The following is a 20,126-nucleotide window of genomic DNA, read 5'->3' on the forward strand; positions in this document are numbered from 1 at the left end:
ACACGGCGAGCGGCGAGCTTCAAATCGAAGTCCACGGTGACCTTGCGGGCATTCTGACGATTGCTCTTGAACGCAAAAAGCCCGCCGGTGGGGCGGGCGGTGCGCAAGTTGAGATGGTTGCGGGGACCTGCTCAAATCAGAAGTTGCGGACACAAAAGAGTCGCCCGGATGGGGCGGCTGGTTTGCGCGACGGTGCATCGCAATTTGAGATGGTTGCGGGGGCACGCAACTACCGATACCGACATTCGCTCCAAATTGCTGTCTAGTCAGGTCAGCGCGGCTCTGCCAGGTGCGTATCGCACAAGCGTGCGGTCGCCAAAAGAGCCTCAAGGATGCCCGGAATTCATCGACACACATCGACCAAAAGGAAAAGCCGCCACACTTCGCAGTGTGACGGCTTCCTGAACTTGATCAGCCGATGCCTGATCGTGAGGCTTTTTCCCCTTACAGGATGGCCACCTCGGGCGCCGCTCGGACCTGCACGTTGCCGTGCTTGATGTTTTGAGACCGTGAGGCATAGGCACGGTCTGTCTTGATAGGTGGAGAAATAGCGTAACAGGCCCCAAATGTCAATCATCATGACGCTCGGACCGCGTTCAGGTCGCTCAGCAGGCAGACCCCACGCTCCACGATCGCACCCTGCTCTCGCAGACATTCCGCCACAGAGATAATCGATGTTCCAGACGACACAAGGTCGTCGATAAGAGCAATCCTCTGCCCTGCCAGCGCCGAGACATCCCCGCTTACTGTAAACGGCTGAAAGAAGCGCCGCATCGGTTTGGTGACTTCCTTCATCTGGAAATCCGTGTCCCGCTTTGCCCTCCTCAGTTTGCCGAGTTCGGCCTTGAAAGCTCTTTCATCACGATCTTTCGTGAACTGCGGAAAGCTGGCGTCAATGGCGTCCAGGACCTCACCGACCGTCCTTTTGCGCAGAAAGTTCGATTCTACGAGTGGCAATCCCGACACCTCCGCCACGCGCGTTGCAAACAATCGGCATAGGGGCTTGCTCGACGGGACATCCACGAGAGCATCGACATCCAGATCGCCGACGAACGCTGCAAGGATCTCATCAGCGCGCTTGTACAGCATCTGGTGGTACATTGGCTGCATACGGTAGCCGTTCATCTCTTTGAGAGCGTAAACTAGCGGATTGCCATCACGGTCATGCCCCTTCGTGGTTTTCCGGCGAAAGACGTATTGAAGCCGTAGCCCATCAATCGCCCCCTCTGTCGGATTTCCTTCGATTGAGGTATCCACGAGTTCCTGATGGGAGTGGTCGATAATCACCGTCTTGTTGGCGTAAACATTTATCCCCAAGCCCCCTCAACCTCCCGCCCTACTCATGTACACAGAACAGCACATCTGCCGTATACGGTGTCTTCGTGTATATGACCTCGCTCCCAGAAGCACACGCAAATGGTGCCTTGCACGACATCGAAGCGAATTAGCTCCCCAGACGCCGCGCCTTTGCGAACCCGCGATCGGTGGCGATGAACCGCTCCAGCATCGGCACGATCAGCCGGAGGGGATCGGCAGCGGGCTGGCTGCTCTCGCGGGCCAACACCTCGGCATAGGCGATCAGATCACGATGGAGCGCTCCGGGCAGTTCCACCGTCACTTTGACGGGTTTGTCCTCAACGAGTGGCCCAAGTTTCAGCTTTGTCATGGTCAGTTCCTGTAAGGTTCGAGGACGAGATCGCGGGAGACAATGACCCTGACAGGATAGCCAGGCCGGATGGTCAGCGTTGGCGCGACCTGCAACTGGCGCTGGACGATCTGCTGCCCGGCCTGGTTGATCGTGTCCTGCGCCCCGTCGCGGATAGCGCGGATCAGGCGATCCTCGTCGTCGGTCGCCAGTTCCGTACCGATGCTGAGCAGCGTGGACAGGCCCGCGGCCTTCATCAGATCCCACCAGTGGTAATCGACGCCATCTTCCAGACCGGCATAGCCGGAAGCGTCAGCGCCGGGCTGGCGCTCCAGCACGATGGAGCGGCCATTGGGCAGGATCAGGCGGTTCCAGACCAGCAGCACACGGCGTTGGCCGAATTGCACACCGGCGTCATATTGACCGATGATCCGCGTTCCCTGCGGGATTAACAGCAGGCCGCCGGTCGGGCTGTCATAGACATTCTCCGTGACCTGCGCGGTGATCTGGCCGGGAAGGTCCGAACGGATGCCGGTAATCATAGCAGCCGGGATCACGGCCCCTGCCTGAAGGATGTAGGGTGATGCTGGTGCCATGATCCGATCCATGGCGGCGGTCTGACGGTCCACCGGCCCGTTCAGGAATGCTGTGTGTCGGTCCTGCGTTGCGGGCTGACCGCCAAGGTCAAGCCCCGCAAGGCCCGGCATATTGGAACCCGGTGTTGTCGTTATCCTCTGCCCCGACTGGAAGAACACGGTGCTGAGACGTGCGGCTTCTTCCTCGGCGAGACGTCGCTCCTCGGCAGGATCGCGAGCTGGTGTTGCCATAGCGGGCGGCGTAACGGGCTGCCCCCTGTTCTGGGCGTCGAGGATCGGGCCGCCGAGGTCTCCCGGTAACGCTGGTCCCAGGACGGGGCCGGTATAATCGCGCGGCAGACCGGCCAGCCCGTCGGCTGTGGGGCGGTTCTCGGTTGAATAGAGTTCCTCGCCATTTCCACTCATGTCGCGGGTCTGGAGCGCATAGATCAATGCGCCGCCAATGCCGAGGAGCGCGACGGCGCCCACACCGGCCAGCATCTTGCGCGACAGGCGGGTGACGCGCGGCGGCTCGGCCCTCAGACGCATCGGAGGCGCGTTGGTGGTCGTCTCTTCGCTCATGACGGATTCTCCCCGGTCTTTGCGGGCTGGGCCGCCTGCCTTTGTTCAACGCGAACAATCCTGACGGTCTGCTGGCGATCGCCGCTGCCAAGGCGCAACTCGGCAGCTCCGAACAGGCGATCCACGATCAGGATGTTCTGGCGAATGCGGCTGTTGGCGATCTGCGTCTCGCCCTCGGAACCGATGACGAAGATTGGCGGCATCTCGCCCTGCACGATGCCGCGCGGGAAGACGACATAGACACGGCGGCCATCGTCGAAGACGGAGATAGGCCGCCACGGCGGACTATCGCCAGTCAGTCCATAGCGATAGTTGCGGGCCGTCTCGACAGGGATGATGGGGGCGGCGGGAACGGTCACACGCTGACCGGCTGGTGGCGCGGGATAGGCCCAGGACACAGCGGGCATATAGAGCGCCGCGCGGGCGCGAAGCTCAATGAGATAGACGCGGCGATCCGTGCTGATGACAAGATTGGTGGAAATATCCTCACGGGTCGGTTTGACCAGGATATGGACGCGGCGGCTTGTACCCGATCCGCTTTCGGTATCACCAATGATCCATCGGGCGGTGTCGCCTGCCGCAATCGGCCCCGCGCCGGTCAGGCTTTCGCCCGGCTCCAACGCGATTGTCGTGATCTGCCCCGGTGCGGCATAGACCTGAAACAGCGCCCCTTCCGACCACGGATAAATCTGGATGGCGTTGTAGTAGCCCTCACGCCGCGGTTCGACACGGGCCGCGGCATTGGCATTCTCGACGCGGCCAGTCGGCGTCGCGGCAAGGGTCCCGCCGCGCGCCACAGTCCATGCCGGCGGCGTGTGCAAAGGCCGAGGCCGGTCATCGGTGACGGCTGCCGGCACCACGGGCAATGCGGGTACATCGGCATCATAGCTGAACTGCGGGGTACGGTTGGTGGCGCAGCCGGCCAGCATGGTGGCCGACAGCAACAAGGCCGCCAAAGCGGGTTTACGGAAAACCGGCATGCCGGAGTTACGAACCATTGTGCGGGTCATTGGCTCATCTCCCGCGACCATGAAATTGCATTGACGTAGATGCCGAGCGGATTGGCGCGCAGGCGTTCAGCATCGCGCGGCGTCTGGATTACGATGGTCAGGATCGCGGTCCAGCGTTCGGTCGTGGCGAGCTGGCCATTTTCATAATGGCGCTCGGTCCAGGCGACACGGAAGCTGTCATTCGAGGCACGGATGACGCTGGACACCTCGACTGCAATCTGCTGCCTGCCGACCTTTGTGAACGGGTCATTGGAGCGAGCATAATCATTGAGCGTTGCAGCACCCCGGTCCGTGGTGAACTCATAGGCGCGCAGCCAGTTCTGCCGCACGATGATGGCATCGGACGGGATCGAGCGCGTCTGCTCGATGAAGCGGCCGAGATGGAAGGCAATCTGGGGATCGGTCGGACGGTATTCGGCCACAGCGGGCGCAACGGCCTGCGACTGGCCGAGATTATCGACCTGCACCACCCAGGGAACGACCGTCCCACGCGCCGATTGCCAGACCAGGGCAGAGGCGAAACCGGCCGAGAGGATCAGCGAGCCGAAGGCCATGATACGCCAGTTCTTTGCCTGCACGCGAGCCGAACCGATACGCTCATCCCATGCCTGGGCAGCTTTCTGATAGGGCGTCTCGGGTTCGGGTGATTTGCCGTAATGGGCGGATGGACGTTTGAAGATGTTCATGAGCGGTCACTTTCAGAAAGATTGATGGAGGAGCCGCCGCCATGGCTGTCGCCGGAGCGCACGGCATGGGCGGCCATCGACGTGCCGTGACTGAGTGTCTGCTTGCGCTGCATCTGCTTTGCCCATGCCGGAGAGCCACCAGCCTGCGCGGCAGGTGACGGTGCAGCGCTTGCGGCCTCGCTTGTGCCTCCGACTGTTCCAGCCGTCGAAGAGCCGCCGGTGACGCCGAAGCCGGCACGCGCACCATCGGAAAAGCTGGACTTGATGCTCTCGGAGGCTTTGGAAGCCGCGTGCTTCAGGGGCGATGCTGCGGCGGAGCCTGCGGCACGGGCGACACCACCCAGACCGGAGGCGACACCGGCAGCGCCGGACTGGCCAAGCGAACCGACACTATAGGCGGCACTTGCGGCACCTGCGGCGGCGGCACCACCCCGCACGGCAGCCGCTCCACCAGAGAGCGCAGCGGCTCCGCCCTTCGCGGTCATGCCAGCGGCGGCACCCCCGGCCAGCATCATGCCGCCTGCGGCGAGGCCGGTTCCAACGGCAGCACCTGCACCAAGCTGCGGGCCGCCGGAAACGAGACCGGAAGCGATGCCGGGACCGAATATGCCGAGGCCGAGAAGAGAAAGTGCGGCCAGCACGATCGCCATGGCGTCGTCGATGGTCGGCGTCACGCCACCGAAGCCTGCGGTGAACTGTGAAAACAGCGTCGAGCCGATGCCGATGATGACGGCCAGGACCAAGACCTTGATGCCGGAGGAAACGACATTGCCGAGAACGCGCTCGGCCATGAAGGCGGTCTTGCCGAACAGGCCGAAGGGGATCAGCACAAAACCGGCCAGCGTGGTCAACTTGAACTCGATCAGGGTGACGAAGAGCTGCACGGCGAGAATGAAGAAGGCGAGCAGCACCAGCACCCAGGCGAACATCAGGCAGGCGATCTGGATGAAGTTCTCGAAGAACGACCAGTATCCCATCATGTCGGATATGGATTCGAGCAGCGGGCGACCGGCATCAAGGCCGGTCTGCGCCACCTTGCCGGGACGAAGCAGATCGGCAGCAGAAAAGCTGGTGCCTGACCCTTTCAGGCCCAAGCCGGCGAAGCTGTCGAAGATGATCTGGGCGAGATTGTTCCAGTTGCCGATCAGATAGGCGAAGACGCCCGCGAAGAGCGTCTTCTTGACCAGCCGGGCGATGATGTCGTCATCAGCACCCCAGCTCCAGAACAACGCCGCCAGCGTTACGTCGATGACGATCAACGTGGTAGCGATGAAGGCGACTTCCCCGCCAAGCAGACCGAAGCCACTGTCGATATAGCTGGTGAATACGCCCAGGAAATTGTCGATGACGCCGGTGCCACCCATGGTTCACTCTCCCCCGTTCTGATGCGGGGCGGCGGGCACCGGCGTCCGGCCGAGAAAGCGATCGCGGTTCTCGGCCCAGGTGGCGAGGCAACCGGTATCACTCACGGCGGCCTCTCCTAACTGCTGGCAACGGCGCAGGCTCTGGCGCAGCGGATCGGCAGAGGGCTGAAGCGATGGAGCCGTGCGGTTCTGCGGCGGTTCATCCTCGCGGGTCATTTCGATCACCGTGGCGGTGATGGCGATGGCGACGAATATGATCGCACCCAGTCGTGCCAGCATCTTGCCGTCCATGTCGCGCCCCTCCTGTCCGGTCAGTTGTTGCCGTTGCCGAACATCCGGGCATTGCCGGGCTGGTAGCCCGATCCCGGCGTCAGGAAGCGTTCACGCTGCACGCGGCCCTGTTCGGCGGCGGTGGCACGCTCGGCCTCGATCAGCGCCTCGGACCGGCCATTGGCCGACATCAGCGCGATCAGGTCGGAAAGCTGCTGCGACTGGAGGGCGAGAAGCTGATTGCCCGCCTGCGTAGCCTGCAAGGCGCCGGTGGCGTTCTGGCTCTGGCCGACCAATGCCGACATCTCGGCGCGGTTGGTGTCTATATTGCCGACAACGCCGGCCTGCACGCGCATGGCATCCTGCAAGCCGCCAACCGTGTTTTGCCAGCGCGACCGCGCGTCGGCGACAAGCTGGCCGTCGGTGGCGGACAGCGATACGTTGCCATATTGGGTCTGGAATATCTGATCGACCTTCTGCACGTCGAAGGCGATGTTCTGCGCCTGGCCCAAGAGCTGCTGCGTGCGCTGCACATTCTGCTGCAAGGTCTGGAGCGAGGAATATGGCAGGCTGGCGAGGTTCTTCGCCTGGTTGATGAGCATCTGCGCTTCGTTCTGAAGCGAAGTGATCTGATTGTTGATCTGCTCCAGCGTGCGCGCGGCCGTGAGCAGGTTCTGCGCATAGTTGGTCGGGTCATAAACGATGCGGCCGAATTGCGCGTGAGCGGGGCTGGACAGCATGGGCGAGAGCGCGAGGGGCGCTGCCAGTATGGTTGCGGCCATGAAGATGGCGCGCGAACGGGAACGGGAAATGGTCATGATTGGGACTCCTTCTCGGGCCGGGGGATGAGATTGGTCAGATCGGGGATGAGCTCTGCCGCCCATTCGACATCGCGATCGCGTAGCCAGGCGGCGAGGAAGCCGTCCTGCCCATGCTCGGCGACAAGATCGGCAATGCGGGTCTGATCGGTTTTGGATGATGCGGCGCAGAGCGCGAGGCCAACTTCGGACAGGCCCAGCTCGAACAGGCGGTTGCCGCGGCGCGACTGGCAGTAATAGTCCCGCTTGGGCGTTGCCCGCGCCAGGATCTCGATCTGCCGGTCATTGAGGCCGAACCGCCGATAGATCGCAGTGATCTGCGGCTCGATGGCGCGTTCGTTCGGCAGCAGCAGCCGTGTCGGGCAGCTTTCGATGATGGCGGGCGCGATGTTGCTGCCGTCGATGTCCGAGAGCGACTGCGTGGCGAAGATGACGCTGGCGTTTTTCTTGCGGAGCGTCTTCAGCCATTCGCGCAGTTGGTTGGCGAACCCCTCGTCATCCAGCGCCAGCCAGCCCTCATCGATGATGAGGAGAGTTGGCCGACCGTCTAGCCGATCGCCGATGCGATGGAACAGATAGGCCAGCACGGCAGGTGCTGCGCCCGTGCCCACCAGTCCTTCGATCTCGAAGGCTTGCACATCGGCGTGACCGAGATGTTCGGCCTCGGCATCGAGCAACCGGCCATAGGCGCCGCCGATACAATAAGGTCGTAGCGCCTGCTTCAGGTCATTGGATTGCAACAAGACCGCAAGGCCGGTGATGGTGCGTTCGCTGACGGGGGCGGATGCGAGCGAGGTCAGCGCCGTCCAGATATGCTCCTTTACCTCCGGCGTGATGGTCATGCCCTCACGCATCAGGATTGCAGCGATCCAGTCAGCAGCCCATGACCGCTCATAGGCATCATCAATTCGCGCGAGCGGTTGCAGGGAGACGGAAACCTCCGATCCCTCGGTCAACCCGCCGCCGAGGTCATGCCAGTCGCCGCCCATGGCCAGCGCGGATGCCCGGATCGATCCCCCGAAATCGAAGGCGAAGATCTGGCTGCGTTCATAGCGTCGGAATTGCAGCGCCATCAGCGCCAGCAGCACGGACTTGCCCGCGCCGGTCGGGCCGACGACGAGGGTATGGCCCACGTCACCGACATGAAGGGAAAGCCGGAACGGCGTCGAACCTTCGGTCTTGCCATACAGCAAGGGGGGCGCTCCGAGGTGTTCGTTCCGTTCCGGCCCCGCCCACACGGCCGATAGCGGGATCATGTGGGCAAGGTTAAGCGTCGAGATCGGTGGCTGACGGACATTGGCGTAGGCATGTCCGGGGATCGAGCCAAGCCAGGCATCGACGGCATTGAAGGTTTCCGGCATGGCCGTGAAGTCACGCCCCTGAATGATCTTCTCGACCAGACGCAGCTTTTCATCAGCAATACGCGGATCCGCATCCCAGACGGTGACGGTCGCTGTGACATAGGCCATGCCGGCGACGTCAGCGCCGAGTTCCTGCAGGGCCATATCGGCATCGAGCGCCTTGTTGGACGCATCGGTGTCCACAAGCGCCGATTGTTCGTTGGTCATCACCTCTTTCAGGATCGCAGCGATGGATTTGCGCTTGGCAAACCACTGGCGGCGAATTTTGGTCAGCAGTTTGGTCGCGTCCGTCTTGTCCATCAGGATGGCGCGGGTTGACCAGCGATACGGGAACGCGAGCCGGTTCATCTCATCGAGCAGGCCAGGCGTGGTCGCGGTCGGGAAACCGATGATGGTCAGGACGCGCAGATGCTGGTCGCCAAGACGCGGCTCCAGCCCGCCGGTCAGCGGCTGATCGGCGAGCAGCGCGTCGAGGTGCATGGGCACTTCGGGCACGCGCACGCGATGACGGTTCGTGGAAATCGCGGAATGGAGGTAGGTCAGCGTGCCAGCGTCATCGAGCCAGCGGCATTCCGGCATGAAGCCGTCGAGCAGCGCCAGCACGCGGTCGGTGCGGTCGATGAAGCCGCGCAGCAGCTCATGTGGATTGACGCCGGATTGCTCACGGCCTTCATAGAGCCAGGTTTCGGCGCGGGCCGCGTCTTCCGCAGGCGGCAGCCAGAGGAAGGTCAGGAAATAGCCGGACACGAAATGTGTGCCCGCTTCCTCGAACCCGGCCTTACGCTCGGCATCGACCAGTGCGGAAGCCGCATCTGGAAAACGACTGTCGGGATAGGTCGCGGCCTCGGAGCGTTGTGCCTCGACGAAGATCGACCAGCCCGAACCCAGACGGCGCACGGCGTTGTTGATCCGACCGGCGACCGCGACCAGTTCGGCAGCGACAGCGGAATCCAGATCCGGACCGCGAAACTTCGCCGTCCTTTGGAAACTGCCATCCTTGTTCAGCACAATGCCGGGAGCGACCAGCGCTGCCCATGGCAGATAGTCGGAAAGCCGAGCGGAGGTGCGGCGATACTCGGTGAGGTTCATCATGCGCGCGCCCTCACACCGACAAATGACCGGGGATGCGCAAATGCCTGCGCCCGACCTCGACAAAGAGCGGATCGCGTTTGGCTGCCCATACCGCGAGGAAGTGTCCGACCGCCCAGATGGCGATGCCAACCAGCCAGAGACGGAGGCCGAGGCCGACGGCCCCGGCCAGCGTGCCGTTCACAATGGCGATGGAGCGCGGTGCGCCGCCGAGCAGGATATGCTCGGTCAGCGCCCGATGGACCGGGATCGAAAACCCCGGCACCGCGTCGAGCTGTTCGAGGCCGCCCGCCATCAGATAAGCGCCCCGCCGCCGAACGAGAAGAACGACAGGAAGAACGAACTTGCAGCGAAGGCGATGCTAAGGCCGAAGACGATCTGGATCAGGCGGCGGAAACCGCCCGACGTGTCGCCGAACGCGAGCGCGAGGCCGGTGGCGATGATGACGATCACCGCGATGATCTTGGCAACCGGCCCCTCAATCGACTGAAGGATCGATTGAAGTGGCGCCTCCCACGGCATGGAGGAACCGGAGGCGTGTGCGGCGGGCGCCAGCATCAGGCTGATGGAAACAGTGGCGGCGGCGGTTGCCATGAGGCGGCAGCCGCGCGAAATCGTGCGGATCATGAAGGATCTCCTTTCGAGGTGGTAGCGGGGGTGATTGCGTAGTCGTCGTCTGGTCCCAGCCCATCGACGCGGGCGAGTTCGACCAACCGGCGCGACGATCCGCGTCCGGCAAGGACAGCAACAAGATCGATGGTCTCGGCGATCAGCGCGCGCGGAACCGTGACGACGGCTTCCTGGATGAGCTGTTCGAGGCGGCGTAGCGCGCCGATGCCGGAACCGGCGTGGATGGTGCCGATGCCGCCGGGATGTCCCGTTCCCCAGGCTTTGAGCAGGTCGAGCGCTTCGGAACCGCGGACCTCACCGACCGGGATGCGATCAGGGCGCAGGCGCAGCGATGAGCGGACCAGATCGGAAAGCGTGGCAACGCCATCCTTGGTCCGCATGGCCACGAGATTGGGCGCGGCGCATTGCAGCTCGCGCGTGTCTTCAATGATGACCACGCGATCCGAGGTCTTCGCCACCTCGGCCAAGAGTGCATTGGTCAGTGTGGTTTTGCCGGTGGAGGTGCCGCCTGCCACGAGGATGTTGGCGCGCGTGGCGACGTTCAGGCGCAGCACCTCCGCCTGAAGACTGGTCATGATCCCGGCGGTCACATAGTCGTCGAGCGTGAACACCGCGACGGCGGGTTTGCGGATGGCGAAGGCGGGTGCCGCGACAACGGGCGGCAATAGACCCTCGAACCGTTCGCCGGTTTCAGGTAGCTCCGCCGATACACGCGGGTTGCGGGCATGAACCTCCGCACCGACATGATGGGCGACGAGGCGCACGATCCGCTCGCCATCGGCAGCAGACAGCTTCTCCCCCGTATCGGCCAACCCTTCGGACAGGCGGTCGACCCAGATACGACCGTCTGGGTTCAGCATTACCTCGACCACACCGGGATCTTCTAGAAACCGAGCGATGGACGCCCCAAGCGCGGTGCGCAGCATCCGCGCGCCACGGGCGATCGTTTCCGGCTTCTGATGTGATGCAGTCATAGCGGCCCCGTTCATGACGGGGAGCGCAAAGGACGGACCCCGGATCGGGGTCGATTAAAAGAACCTGATTTTGGGCTGATTCAACAGATGTTTACGCGCGTGCGGCCATCGGCGGGGCATGGCGGTGAATAGGACAGGTTGCAATCCTAGATCCCATCGCCGTCACCTTCGGTTTTACCGCCCAATGGGGTGTCGTGTAGCGCAGCGATGTCGTGCGATATTTCTTTGAGGAACCTGTCACCGGTAGCGAGACGCTTGCCAAGGGACTGCATGAAGCCCTCAAAGCGCTCGTTTCCTTTGATGCGCGCAGATTGTTTTGCACTGTCCGGCAGCGGCGGCGTGAGGGTCAGCCAGAATTGTACAAATAGCGAAAGGGTTTCGCCCAGCACGGCGACATCTTCGTCAAGCATGTCGAACTGGCGACCGAGTTTGTCGAGGCGGCGAGACATGGCGGCTTCCAGCCGCTCAGTCGTATCGCCTGACATGAAGGATGCCACGGCAGCCTCGATCACTGCGGATTTCGAGACATTGCGGCGCAAGGCCAGCGCTTCGACCTGTTTCAGCAGAGCCGGATCGAAGTAGACATTCATGCGGGTGCGCGTCGTCATGCCTGTCTCCGCTCTTAAAGCTCGATGCCGTCATTTGGGTCAAGTGACGCCTGCCGCGCCACCATGCGCATACGCTGGCGCATGGCACGGGCCTTGGCGGCATCGACGTCCGGCTCATCATCGAGGAAATCGAACTCCTGCGATGGTGGCGGAGGTGGCGAGATGATTTCCTCATGCTCGGGCAGTTCCGGTTCACGCCGGATACCTGCATTGGCCGGATCGTCATCGGATGTATCTGAGGCGGAGACATTGCCGGCCGCAGCTGCAACAACGCGGCTTGTCCAGTCGTCCTGCGCCGATGTGGTAATTTTCACCAGCTGCTTGCGCAGATCGGGCGGCGACATCACCCGCTCCTGAAACCGCGCATCGGCATAGTAGCGTGCCTTGGCCGCACGGATCGGCGGCACCCCCGCCACCATGACGATCTCGTCGGTGGGTGGAAGCTGCATGATTTCGCCGGGTGTCAGCAGCGGCCGCGCCGTTTCCTGCCGCGACACCATGAGGTGCCCCAGCCATGGCGCGAGGCGATGGCCGGCATAGTTGGTGGAATCGCGCATTTCGGTTGCCGTACCGAGCGCATCACTGATCCGTTTGGCGGTGCGTTCATCGTTGGCCGCAAAGGCCACGCGCACATGGCAATTATCGAGAATGGCGTTGTTTTGCCCATAGGCGCGCTCGATCTGGTTGAGCGATTGGGCGATCAGGAACGCTTTCAGGCCGTAGCCGGCCATGAAGGCCAGCGCAGATTCAAAGAAATCCAGCCGCCCCAGTGCGGGGAACTCGTCCAGCATCAACAGCAGCCGATGCCGCTTGCCGGAGGTTTCCAGTTCCTCGGTCAGCCGCCGCCCGACCTGATTGAGGATGAGGCGGATCAGCGGCTTGGTGCGGTTGATGTCGGAGGGTGGCACCACGAGATAGAGGCTGACCGGTTCCTTCGCACCGACCAGATCGGCAATGCGCCAATCGCAGCGTTCAGTCACGCGGGCCACAACCGGATCTCGGTAAAGACCGAGAAACGACATGGCGGTCGAAAGCACGCCGGAGCGTTCGTTCTCGGATTTGTTCAGAAGCTCCCGCGCAGACGAGGCAATGACGGGATGCACACCGGCTTCGCCCAGATGCGGCGTGTCCATCATCGCGCGTAAGGTCGCCTCGACCGGACGGCGGGGATCTGACAGGAAATTGGCGACACCCGCCAGTGTCTTTTCTTTCTCGGCGTAGAGAACATGCAGTATCGCACCGACCAGCAGGCTGTGGCTGGTCTTTTCCCAATGGTTGCGTTTGTCGAGGCTGCCTTCGGGATCAACGAGAATGTCCGCGATGTTCTGCACATCGCGGACTTCCCATTCCCCCTGCCGGACTTCCAGCAGCGGATTATAGGCTGCGGAATGCACATTGGTCGGATCGAACAGCAGGACACGGCCATGATGGGACCGGAATCCCGCTGTCAGGTTCCAGTTCTCACCTTTGATGTCATGGACAATGCAGCTTCCCGGCCAGGTCAGCAGCGTCGGCACCACAAGGCCAACACCCTTGCCGGATCGGGTTGGCGCAAAGCACAGCACATGCTCAGGGCCGTCATGACGCAGATAATCTTTGCTGTGCCGCCCCAATACGACGCCATCCGGGTCGAGCAATCCGGCCGCATGGATTTCCTTGTCCTCGGCCCATCGCGCCGAACCGTAGGTGGCGACATTGCGGGCTTCCCGTGCCCGGATGATCGACAGGAGAAAGGCGGCAGCTATGGCAAGAACCGCTCCGGACGTGGCGATGAACGCGCCTTCGGTAAAGATGCCGGGCGCATAGGCATCATAGGAAAACCACCACCAGAAGAAGGCCGGTGGATAATAGAACGGCCATCCGGCAACATCGAACCAGGGATTGCCGAGCTGGGGCTGGAAGCCGAGCCGGAAAGCCACCCATTGTGTCGCCGCCCAGACCATCACCACGACGATGGTGAACACGACAATGATCTGGCCCCAGAGTATTCGGCCTCCACGCATATAGACTCCAATCGGCAAAAGAGACGGAGCCGATCAGAAAATAGTCCTTTGCGCAGGTGGCAACATCTAAGGTGGCAAGAAAGAGCTGCCGGATACTATCGGCGGTAAATCGGATAGGTTCATATGCCACTATTTCTACGCTGCTAACTGTGGTTAGTCACAAATAGGTTTGGATACGGCCCCCACCCTGCCCTACTCCTCCAGCGCCAAAGTCAGCGCCACGTCACAATGCACCAATGTCGTATCGAATACCGGTACCGACACATTGCTTTGGTTCAGCAACATACCGACTTCAGTGCATCCGAGGATAAGGCAATCCGCCCCACGTTCCACGAGGCGTTGGGCGATAGCTATATAGGCCGCTTCGCTCTCCTTGGTTACGATGTCGCGACAAAGTTCATCGTAGATAATGCGGTGTGTTTCGGCTCTGTCAGGTGCTTCAGGAATGATCAGCTTGAGATCGGCGGCCGCAATTCGTTCAGTATAGAAGGACTGCTCCATCGTGAATGCCGTCGCCATCAGCCCTGGCGAGCACAAACCCTTCTGTTGAATGCTGGCGGCAGTTGCATCGGCAATGTGCAGCATCGGAATAGATACGCCCTGCATCATCTGCTCGGCAAGTTTATGCATCGTATTGGTGGCGAGGATGATGAAATCTGCCCCCCCACGCTCCAGAGCCTTGGCTTCCCGGTTCAAAATCTCTCCAGCCTGGCTCCATTCCCCGGCCACCTGCAGGGCTTCAATCTCAGCAAAATTGAGGGATCGAATAAGAAGCTCAGGAGAGTTAAGACCACCCAAGCGCTCCCGCGTTCCGTTACACAACTCGCGATAGTAAATCTGAGTTGATGCGGCAGACATGCCGCCAATGATTCCGATGGTTTTCATGCTCCTACTTTCTTGATGTCGCTATCAAACGAATGATATCTGATAGCGTCTGAGTTCTGACAACATACGCCCTGAATCAGTCACAGAACCAGCGAATCTACAGGCCGACTTAGTAACGAAATCAAATTCATGAGTGCCGGTTCGCGGTTTCGCGGCGACCATACGGCAGAAAAGGGGATCGCTTCAGGTTCGTCACTGATCGGCAGGAAGGCGACATTCGCGGTGTTCGCCGCTGCTTTTTCCTCAACGAAGAGCGAGATGCCATGCCCCGCAGCAATCATCGACAGTAACGCGCTGCGTCCGACATCGAGGCGGCGTATTGCCGGTGTCAGCCATTTCCCAGCTGATCGCGCGACGATCAGATCATGGACCTGCGGGCCGGTGCCACTATGACGAACCAGGAAGGTTTCGCCTAAAAGCTGTCGCCATTCGACATTGGCCTGCGCCGCCAGCGGATGTCCGACCGGCAACGCAGCCATCAGGCGGTCGCGCCAGATGATTCGGCAATTCAGATCGGAGATTTCATTCACGCAGGCCATGAAAGCGATATCCAGCTTGCCTTCGCGCACCATGAGCTGCCCATCCCGCGCAGTGCCTTCGGTGATGTGCAGATGGACGTCCGGATGCGAGACATGGAACTGATCCAGCAAGCGGTTGAGGAAGCATCCTGCCGTGAGAGCATGGACGCCAATCCGAAGTTCACCTTCCTCACCCCGTGCCTGCATCCCGGCCGTCCTGATCGCCCGGTCGAGGATCCCCATGGCGTCATCAACCTGGCTGACGAAACGGCGTCCAGCTTCAGTCAGGCGGACGCCGCGCGTGTTGCGGTCGAAAAGGATCACGCCAAGGTCATTCTCCAGCGTCTTAATTCGGGCGCTGACGCTCGACTGACTGGTGCCGAGTGCCTGCGCCGCGCGATGGAAGCTCAGGTATTCCGCAACAGCAAGTGTCTGGATTAGCGCAGCCATCGGAATGCGCCCACCAAGCAGGGTCAGCACCGGCTTTTGAACGTCAATCATGGGTCCTGACCGCCGCCGCATAGTATCATGCCCCTTCCGCGAGTGGCGTAGTGCAGCGCACTAACGGCCGGTTTGGGGAGCGGCGAGCAATCTCTGTGAAGCCGCAAGCCAAGAAAGTTGCGGCTGTGCCGACAAAGCGCTCGGCACCCGTGCCGGTTGCCTCCGTCGGGCAAGCCTCCACGCAAGAAGCTCCATGTTCAAAAGCGTGTCTGACGGCAGCGTCTATAAGTTGCTTTGTCAATCCGGCCCGTCGAAAGCCAACGCGCACATAGAGGCAGGAAATGAACCAAATGCGCCCTGCCTCGGCCCCGTCAAGCGGATGGGCGACACGGGATCTTTGCAGCACGGGATAGGAGCTGCGAGGAGCGATAGCGCACCAACCAAGTGCTTTACTATCGTTGATCGCGATAACGCCAGGCTCATCGCCGTTCAGGCATAACTGCCGCAACGCACCTTTCCGCTGCTCCTTCCCCATCGCGTTGAAGACGCTGCGGCTCACACGCCACCACATGCACCAGCACCCGCTGTCTGCGCCGCGGTGCGGCCCGAAAAGGTCTTCGAGCAGAGGCCAGTTCGAGGCCGTGACGGGTGAAAAGCTGCATTGCGATAGGTCTATCATGTCGTCCTGCTTGAATATTCTCATGGCCCATTATATGAGTGAGTCATATAAAATCAAAGGTGATTGGTTGACATCGCCGCCAGCATCTTGCGAAGGAGCGCCGCCATGGCCGACACCAAAGTTGCGAACATGCTAGGAGCGCTGGCCATCGTTCTGGCGGACGATCTGCGCGAGGCGGTCAATTCTGCCCTTGCGACAACCGGTGAAACAGCCGCCGCAATCATCATGCTCGGCGCGCATCCCGGCCTGACTATCGGAGAAGTCGCGGAAGCACTGAGCATCAGTCATAGCGGCGCGGTCCGATTGATCGACCGCTTGGAGCGCGATGGACTGGTGGGAAAGCGCCCCGGCGCGGATGCCCGTACCATGCTGGTCGAACTGTCGTCCGAGGGGATGGCCCAGAGAAAGATTGCGCTTCGGAAACGAGGCGCAGTGCTGGATCGAGCGGTGAGCCTGCTTGATGCCCAAGATGAGGAATTGCTGGGGCGAACGCTCGACAAGCTGCTGCGTGGTCTGCTGACGCGCCCCGAGCACGGATACCGCTATTGCCGTATGTGCGATGAGGATAAATGTGTCCCGACCTGCTGCCCCGTCGAAGATCAGTGGGAAAGGCTCTACGCATGAGCGTGGAGGCGGCGGTCGAACGCGATGGCGAAAAGCCTAGGCTGCAATGGGTAGCGATTCCCGCCATGATCGGCTCGGCTGCGTGTTGGGGCTTCGCCACGGTCATGTCGCGCGATCTGCTTGCCGTCATGCCTTCGACGACCCTGCTGGTCATCCAACTGGTCGCCAGCGTTGTGGCTCTGCTGGCGCTATCCATTCCGCATTTTCCATGGCGGTATCGAACAGCCGCCATGGGCAAGGCAGCTTCGATAGGCATACTGGAACCGGGGCTGACCTATACGATTGGGCTTATCGGCCTGTCTCTGACCACGGCAGGGAGCGCATCGGTTATCAGCGCGACTGAGCCGGTGCTGATCGTTCTTGTAGCTTGGTTGCTGTTGCGTGAGAGACCGGGCGGCCATTTGATGCTGTGTATCGCAATCGCGGTATTTGGGCTTTTGCTCGTCTCTGCCGAAGGCTTTTTCGACGAAGAACGGGCAAGCGGTTGGGGCGATCTGCTTATCATCCTGTCCACTCTGTTTGCCGCCAGCTACGTGGTGTTGTCGTCGCGCGTGGCGCAGAATTATCCAGCGGCCACACTCGCCTCCGCGCAACAGATCGTCGGCCTCGCCCTTGCCTTGGCGGTGTTCGCTATCGTGACGATGGCGGGGCTTGAGCCAGCATCGCTTGAGAGGCTTTCTGCGTCTGTCGTCGCCTATGCAGCCTTTTCGGGTGTCATCCAGTATGCGCTTGCGTTCTGGCTCTATCTGATTGGCCTGAAATATCTGTCGGCGGGGACCGCCGGTCTGTGGCTAACACTGGTTCCGGTCTTCGGTCTCGCGGGTGCCTACGTTTGGCTGTCTGAGGTTCCGACCGTCCTGATGCTGGTTGGCGCGGCGCTAATCATCTGTGCTGTGATCTTTGGCAACAGGGCCCGATAGGCGCGCGAAAATCTGCTGTCGTCTGAGGGATCCCTCTCTGCACGTCCCCACCACAAGAGCGCCGATCAGTTCTACTCAGTTCCCAGAACATCCCACGCGATTTGGCGATCATAGGCCACCATGGGAAGAAAGTAAGCTCATAGAATCGTTCGTCTACGGCGAATTTTCTACCGTTTAGCGTTCAGAAATGAGGCAGCATTTACTTGAGTGGCGATGCCTTCTTCGCCAGTGCAATCAAGTTCAAGAGTGCCGGTTCTCGATTTCGCGGCGACCAGACGGCAGAAAAAGGGATTGCTTCGGGTTCGTCACGGATCGGCAGAAAAGCGACATTTGTCGTGTTCACCTCCACCCCTTCCTCAACGAAGAGCGAGACCCCGTATCCGGCCGCGATCATCGACAGCAGCGCGCTGCGGCCGACATCGACGCGCTGTATCGTCGGCATCGGCCATTTCCCAGCCGCGCGCAGCACGATCAGATCGTGAACCTGCGGTCCAGTGCCTCCATGACGCACGAGGAAGGTTTCGCCTGAAAGCTGTCGCCATTCGACATTAGCCTGCGCCGCCAGCGGATGTCCGACCGGCAACGCAGCCATCAGGCGGTCGCACCACACCACACGGGAACACAGGTCGGGGATTTCGTGGGTGCAGGCCATGAAGGCGAGATCGAGCCGACCTTCGCGCACCATTAGCTGCGCCTCGCGCGCTGTGCCTTCGGTGATGTTCAGTCGGACACCCGGATGCGCGTTGCGGAAGCGCCCCAGCAGTCGGTCGAGGATACAGCCCGGCGTAAGGGCATGAACGCCAATGCGAAGCTCGCCTTCCTCACCACGCGCCTGCATCCCGGCGGTCTTGATCGCCCGGTCCAGGATGCCCATGGCGTCATCGACCTGATCGACGAAGCGACGTCCGGCTTCGGTCAGGCGGACGCCGCGCGTATTGCGGTCGAACAGGATGACGCCAAGGTCAGCCTCCAGCGACTTTATCCGTGCGCTGACGCTCGACTGGCTCGTGCCGAGTGCCAAAGCGGCACGATGAAAGCTGAGATATTCGGCAACAGCAAGCGTCTGCACCAAAGCGGTCATAGGGACTTTGCCTTCGAATATCGAAGACGGTAGACCATCCCGAAAAGCTGTTTGACGCCGCCGTCTCATACCTCAAGTGCCTCCATCCAGTCAGAAAGATCAGGAAACGGCGGCGATGGCGTCGATCTCGACCCTGACGTTGGGGTCATAGAGTTCCGCGACCCCAATCAGTGCGCTGGCTGGTGGCCGTGTGACATCAATATGGCGATCTCGCACCGCGCGGATGATCGGGAGATCGGCAGCATCTAGATTGCGGACATAGATCGTGATGCGGGCGACATTGCTGAAACCTGCTCCGGCAGCGCCCAGTGTCGTCTTGAGATTGAGAAAGACCTGCTCAAGCTGGTCTTCCAGAGTTGGCCCTGCAATCGTTCCATCGCTTCGCAAGGGAAGATGGCCGGACAGGAAAAGCAGGTCGCCGCCTTTAACGAGCATGGCCTGAGAAATGTTCGGTATATTGATCTCGACGGGATTTACCGCCTGCATTCGCTGTGTCGTGCTCATTTGCTGATTAGCTCCTGTGTTGGGGCGGGCCTGCGCGTGGCGCGGACCGACCGGGAATACGCCGAAGGTGGCGAGGAATGTCGCGGAGACCGCGAGCTTGAGATGCCTGCGCCTCGAAAGTTCAGGCATGTGTTCGTTCGATCTCTTGCAGCAACTGCGCTGTGGTGAGGTCGCGCCCAAAGTGATGGATCACATGCGCGAGGACATGATCTCGCTGTTCGCCAGTAAAGGCCGGCGCCGCATCGCTGATGACGGTAACGTCATATCCAAGGTCATGAGCGTGACGCATGGTCGATTCCACACATACATGCAGGGCGAAACCGAGAAGGAATATCTGGTCGATCCTGTTGTTGCGCAAAAAGGCGTCGAGATTGGAGTTGGTGAGAACGCTCGCCCCCGAACGGCCCGCGATCACGAACTCTCCCGCTCTGGGAGTGAAGGGTTCGGGGAACGCCACCCGTTGCGGATCGCGCCAAGTTCCTGCTTTGGGAATAGCGCCGCGTAGTCCCGACTGTGTTTTTCCGCCGCCAAACAGCGCATAGCCCGGATCGTTGACCAGCGAGAGACCCGCATGAACAACGGGAAAGCCGGTGCGCCGTGCCGCCTCGACGATGAGTGCTGCGTTGCGCACCGCATCATCAAATTGGCGTCGATCCTCCATCAGCCTGTTCAAGGGGGCATCCGGCGCAAGCCACTCGTTCTGAAATTCGATGAAGATCAAAGCGGAACGGGCGTGATCTATGGATATGCCATTGGAACGGGCATGAGCGGCGGACATTGGGAAGGCCGACGCGGCAAGAGCCGCGGCAGCCGTGAGCTTGAGGTGTTCTCGTCTGTTCACTGAGATTTCCCGATTATG

23 protein-coding genes are annotated in these 20,126 nt (G+C 61.2%); 3 read left to right on the forward strand and 20 right to left on the reverse strand.

Translation table 11 applies throughout. The features are described from left to right. The coding region (locus HOY34_RS21850) for a hypothetical protein (protein ID WP_216654789.1) at window positions 1-266 on the forward strand (266 nt) is incomplete at its 5' end. A gap of 310 nt (window positions 267-576) precedes the next feature. Here HOY34_RS21850 and HOY34_RS15700 read toward each other — a convergent pair. The 17 genes from HOY34_RS15700 to HOY34_RS22450 form a co-directional block, all read right to left on the reverse strand. Then, entirely contained in the window at window positions 577-1,317 is a 741-nt protein-coding gene (locus HOY34_RS15700; protein ID WP_172364524.1) for a hypothetical protein, read from the reverse strand. Window positions 1,318-1,444: 127 nt separating this feature from the next. Further along, window positions 1,445-1,666, reverse strand: a complete 222-nt coding sequence (locus tag HOY34_RS15705) for a DUF2274 domain-containing protein (protein WP_172364526.1) — start codon at window positions 1,664-1,666, stop codon at window positions 1,445-1,447. 2 nt (window positions 1,667-1,668) lie between these two features. Next, window positions 1,669-2,802 (reverse strand): TraB/TrbI/VirB10 family type IV secretion system protein, encoded by a 1,134-nt coding sequence (locus HOY34_RS15710; RefSeq protein ID WP_172364528.1) that lies wholly within the window; start codon window positions 2,800-2,802, stop codon window positions 1,669-1,671. Next, window positions 2,799-3,812 (reverse strand): P-type conjugative transfer protein TrbG, encoded by a 1,014-nt coding sequence (gene trbG, locus HOY34_RS15715; protein WP_172364530.1) that lies wholly within the window; start codon window positions 3,810-3,812, stop codon window positions 2,799-2,801. The genes HOY34_RS15710 and trbG overlap by 4 nt, the downstream gene beginning before the upstream one ends. After that, window positions 3,809-4,498: a conjugal transfer protein TrbF gene (trbF, locus tag HOY34_RS15720; RefSeq protein ID WP_172364532.1), complete on the reverse strand. Its 690-nt coding sequence runs from the start codon at window positions 4,496-4,498 to the stop codon at window positions 3,809-3,811. Before trbF ends, trbG begins: the two co-directional genes overlap by 4 nt. Then, window positions 4,495-5,862, reverse strand: coding sequence for a P-type conjugative transfer protein TrbL (trbL, locus tag HOY34_RS15725; protein WP_172364534.1), 1,368 nt, complete (start codon window positions 5,860-5,862; stop codon window positions 4,495-4,497). The genes trbF and trbL overlap by 4 nt, the downstream gene beginning before the upstream one ends. 3 nt (window positions 5,863-5,865) lie before the next feature. After that, window positions 5,866-6,153 carry a putative entry exclusion protein TrbK-alt gene (trbK-alt, locus tag HOY34_RS15730; RefSeq protein ID WP_172364536.1) on the reverse strand — a complete coding sequence of 96 codons (288 nt, stop codon included), beginning with the start codon at window positions 6,151-6,153 and terminating at the stop codon, window positions 5,866-5,868. A 20-nt stretch (window positions 6,154-6,173) separates the two neighbouring features. Beyond that, on the reverse strand, window positions 6,174-6,950 hold the full coding sequence (trbJ, locus tag HOY34_RS15735) for a P-type conjugative transfer protein TrbJ (protein WP_172364537.1): 777 nt from the start codon (window positions 6,948-6,950) through the stop codon (window positions 6,174-6,176). Then, entirely contained in the window at window positions 6,947-9,403 is a 2,457-nt protein-coding gene (gene trbE / locus HOY34_RS15740) for a conjugal transfer protein TrbE (RefSeq protein WP_172364539.1), read from the reverse strand. The genes trbJ and trbE overlap by 4 nt, the downstream gene beginning before the upstream one ends. 10 nt (window positions 9,404-9,413) lie before the next feature. Continuing rightward, the gene (locus HOY34_RS15745) at window positions 9,414-9,695 is read right to left on the reverse strand and encodes a VirB3 family type IV secretion system protein (protein WP_015740165.1); all 282 of its coding nucleotides are present in this window, start codon (window positions 9,693-9,695) and stop codon (window positions 9,414-9,416) included. Then, a complete protein-coding gene (locus HOY34_RS15750; RefSeq protein ID WP_172364541.1) occupies window positions 9,695-10,027 on the reverse strand; it encodes a TrbC/VirB2 family type IV secretion system protein in 333 nt (110 codons plus the stop codon). The genes HOY34_RS15745 and HOY34_RS15750 overlap by 1 nt, the downstream gene beginning before the upstream one ends. Further along, window positions 10,024-10,956 (reverse strand): P-type conjugative transfer ATPase TrbB, encoded by a 933-nt coding sequence (gene trbB / locus HOY34_RS15755; RefSeq protein WP_436645208.1) that lies wholly within the window; start codon window positions 10,954-10,956, stop codon window positions 10,024-10,026. Before trbB ends, HOY34_RS15750 begins: the two co-directional genes overlap by 4 nt. Before the next feature lie 194 nt (window positions 10,957-11,150). Beyond that, the gene (locus HOY34_RS15760) at window positions 11,151-11,612 is read right to left on the reverse strand and encodes a ribbon-helix-helix domain-containing protein (protein ID WP_172364544.1); all 462 of its coding nucleotides are present in this window, start codon (window positions 11,610-11,612) and stop codon (window positions 11,151-11,153) included. Window positions 11,613-11,626: 14 nt separating this feature from the next. Next, complete coding sequence (locus HOY34_RS15765) at window positions 11,627-13,615, reverse strand: conjugal transfer protein TraG (protein WP_172364546.1); 1,989 nt, start codon at window positions 13,613-13,615, stop codon at window positions 11,627-11,629. 192 nt (window positions 13,616-13,807) lie between these two features. Further along, complete coding sequence (locus tag HOY34_RS15770; protein WP_172364548.1) at window positions 13,808-14,500, reverse strand: aspartate/glutamate racemase family protein; 693 nt, start codon at window positions 14,498-14,500, stop codon at window positions 13,808-13,810. A gap of 80 nt (window positions 14,501-14,580) precedes the next feature. After that, entirely contained in the window at window positions 14,581-15,519 is a 939-nt protein-coding gene (locus HOY34_RS15775) for a LysR family transcriptional regulator (protein ID WP_253944500.1), read from the reverse strand. A 25-nt stretch (window positions 15,520-15,544) separates the two neighbouring features. Beyond that, a complete protein-coding gene (locus HOY34_RS22450) occupies window positions 15,545-16,162 on the reverse strand; it encodes a GNAT family N-acetyltransferase (RefSeq protein WP_366926973.1) in 618 nt (205 codons plus the stop codon). An 81-nt stretch (window positions 16,163-16,243) separates the two neighbouring features. Between HOY34_RS22450 and HOY34_RS15785 the strand changes: the two genes are divergently transcribed. Continuing rightward, entirely contained in the window at window positions 16,244-16,762 is a 519-nt protein-coding gene (locus HOY34_RS15785) for a MarR family winged helix-turn-helix transcriptional regulator (RefSeq protein ID WP_172364552.1), read from the forward strand. Continuing rightward, the gene (locus HOY34_RS15790; protein ID WP_172364554.1) at window positions 16,759-17,682 is read left to right on the forward strand and encodes a DMT family transporter; all 924 of its coding nucleotides are present in this window, start codon (window positions 16,759-16,761) and stop codon (window positions 17,680-17,682) included. Before HOY34_RS15785 ends, HOY34_RS15790 begins: the two co-directional genes overlap by 4 nt. A 199-nt stretch (window positions 17,683-17,881) precedes the next feature. On the opposite strand, the gene HOY34_RS15795 is transcribed toward HOY34_RS15790, so the two are convergent. From HOY34_RS15795 to HOY34_RS15805, 3 genes are all read right to left on the reverse strand, one after another. After that, on the reverse strand, window positions 17,882-18,763 hold the full coding sequence (locus HOY34_RS15795; protein WP_172364556.1) for a LysR family transcriptional regulator: 882 nt from the start codon (window positions 18,761-18,763) through the stop codon (window positions 17,882-17,884). A 99-nt stretch (window positions 18,764-18,862) separates the two neighbouring features. Next, window positions 18,863-19,396 (reverse strand): RidA family protein, encoded by a 534-nt coding sequence (locus tag HOY34_RS15800; RefSeq protein ID WP_253944501.1) that lies wholly within the window; start codon window positions 19,394-19,396, stop codon window positions 18,863-18,865. Continuing rightward, the gene (locus HOY34_RS15805) at window positions 19,389-20,108 is read right to left on the reverse strand and encodes a cysteine hydrolase family protein (protein WP_216654790.1); all 720 of its coding nucleotides are present in this window, start codon (window positions 20,106-20,108) and stop codon (window positions 19,389-19,391) included. The genes HOY34_RS15800 and HOY34_RS15805 overlap by 8 nt, the downstream gene beginning before the upstream one ends. Window positions 20,109-20,126: the final 18 nt, after the last annotated feature.

The organism is Pseudogemmobacter hezensis (assembly GCF_013155295.1).
Taxonomy (GTDB): Bacteria; Pseudomonadota; Alphaproteobacteria; order Rhodobacterales; family Rhodobacteraceae; genus Pseudogemmobacter; species Pseudogemmobacter hezensis.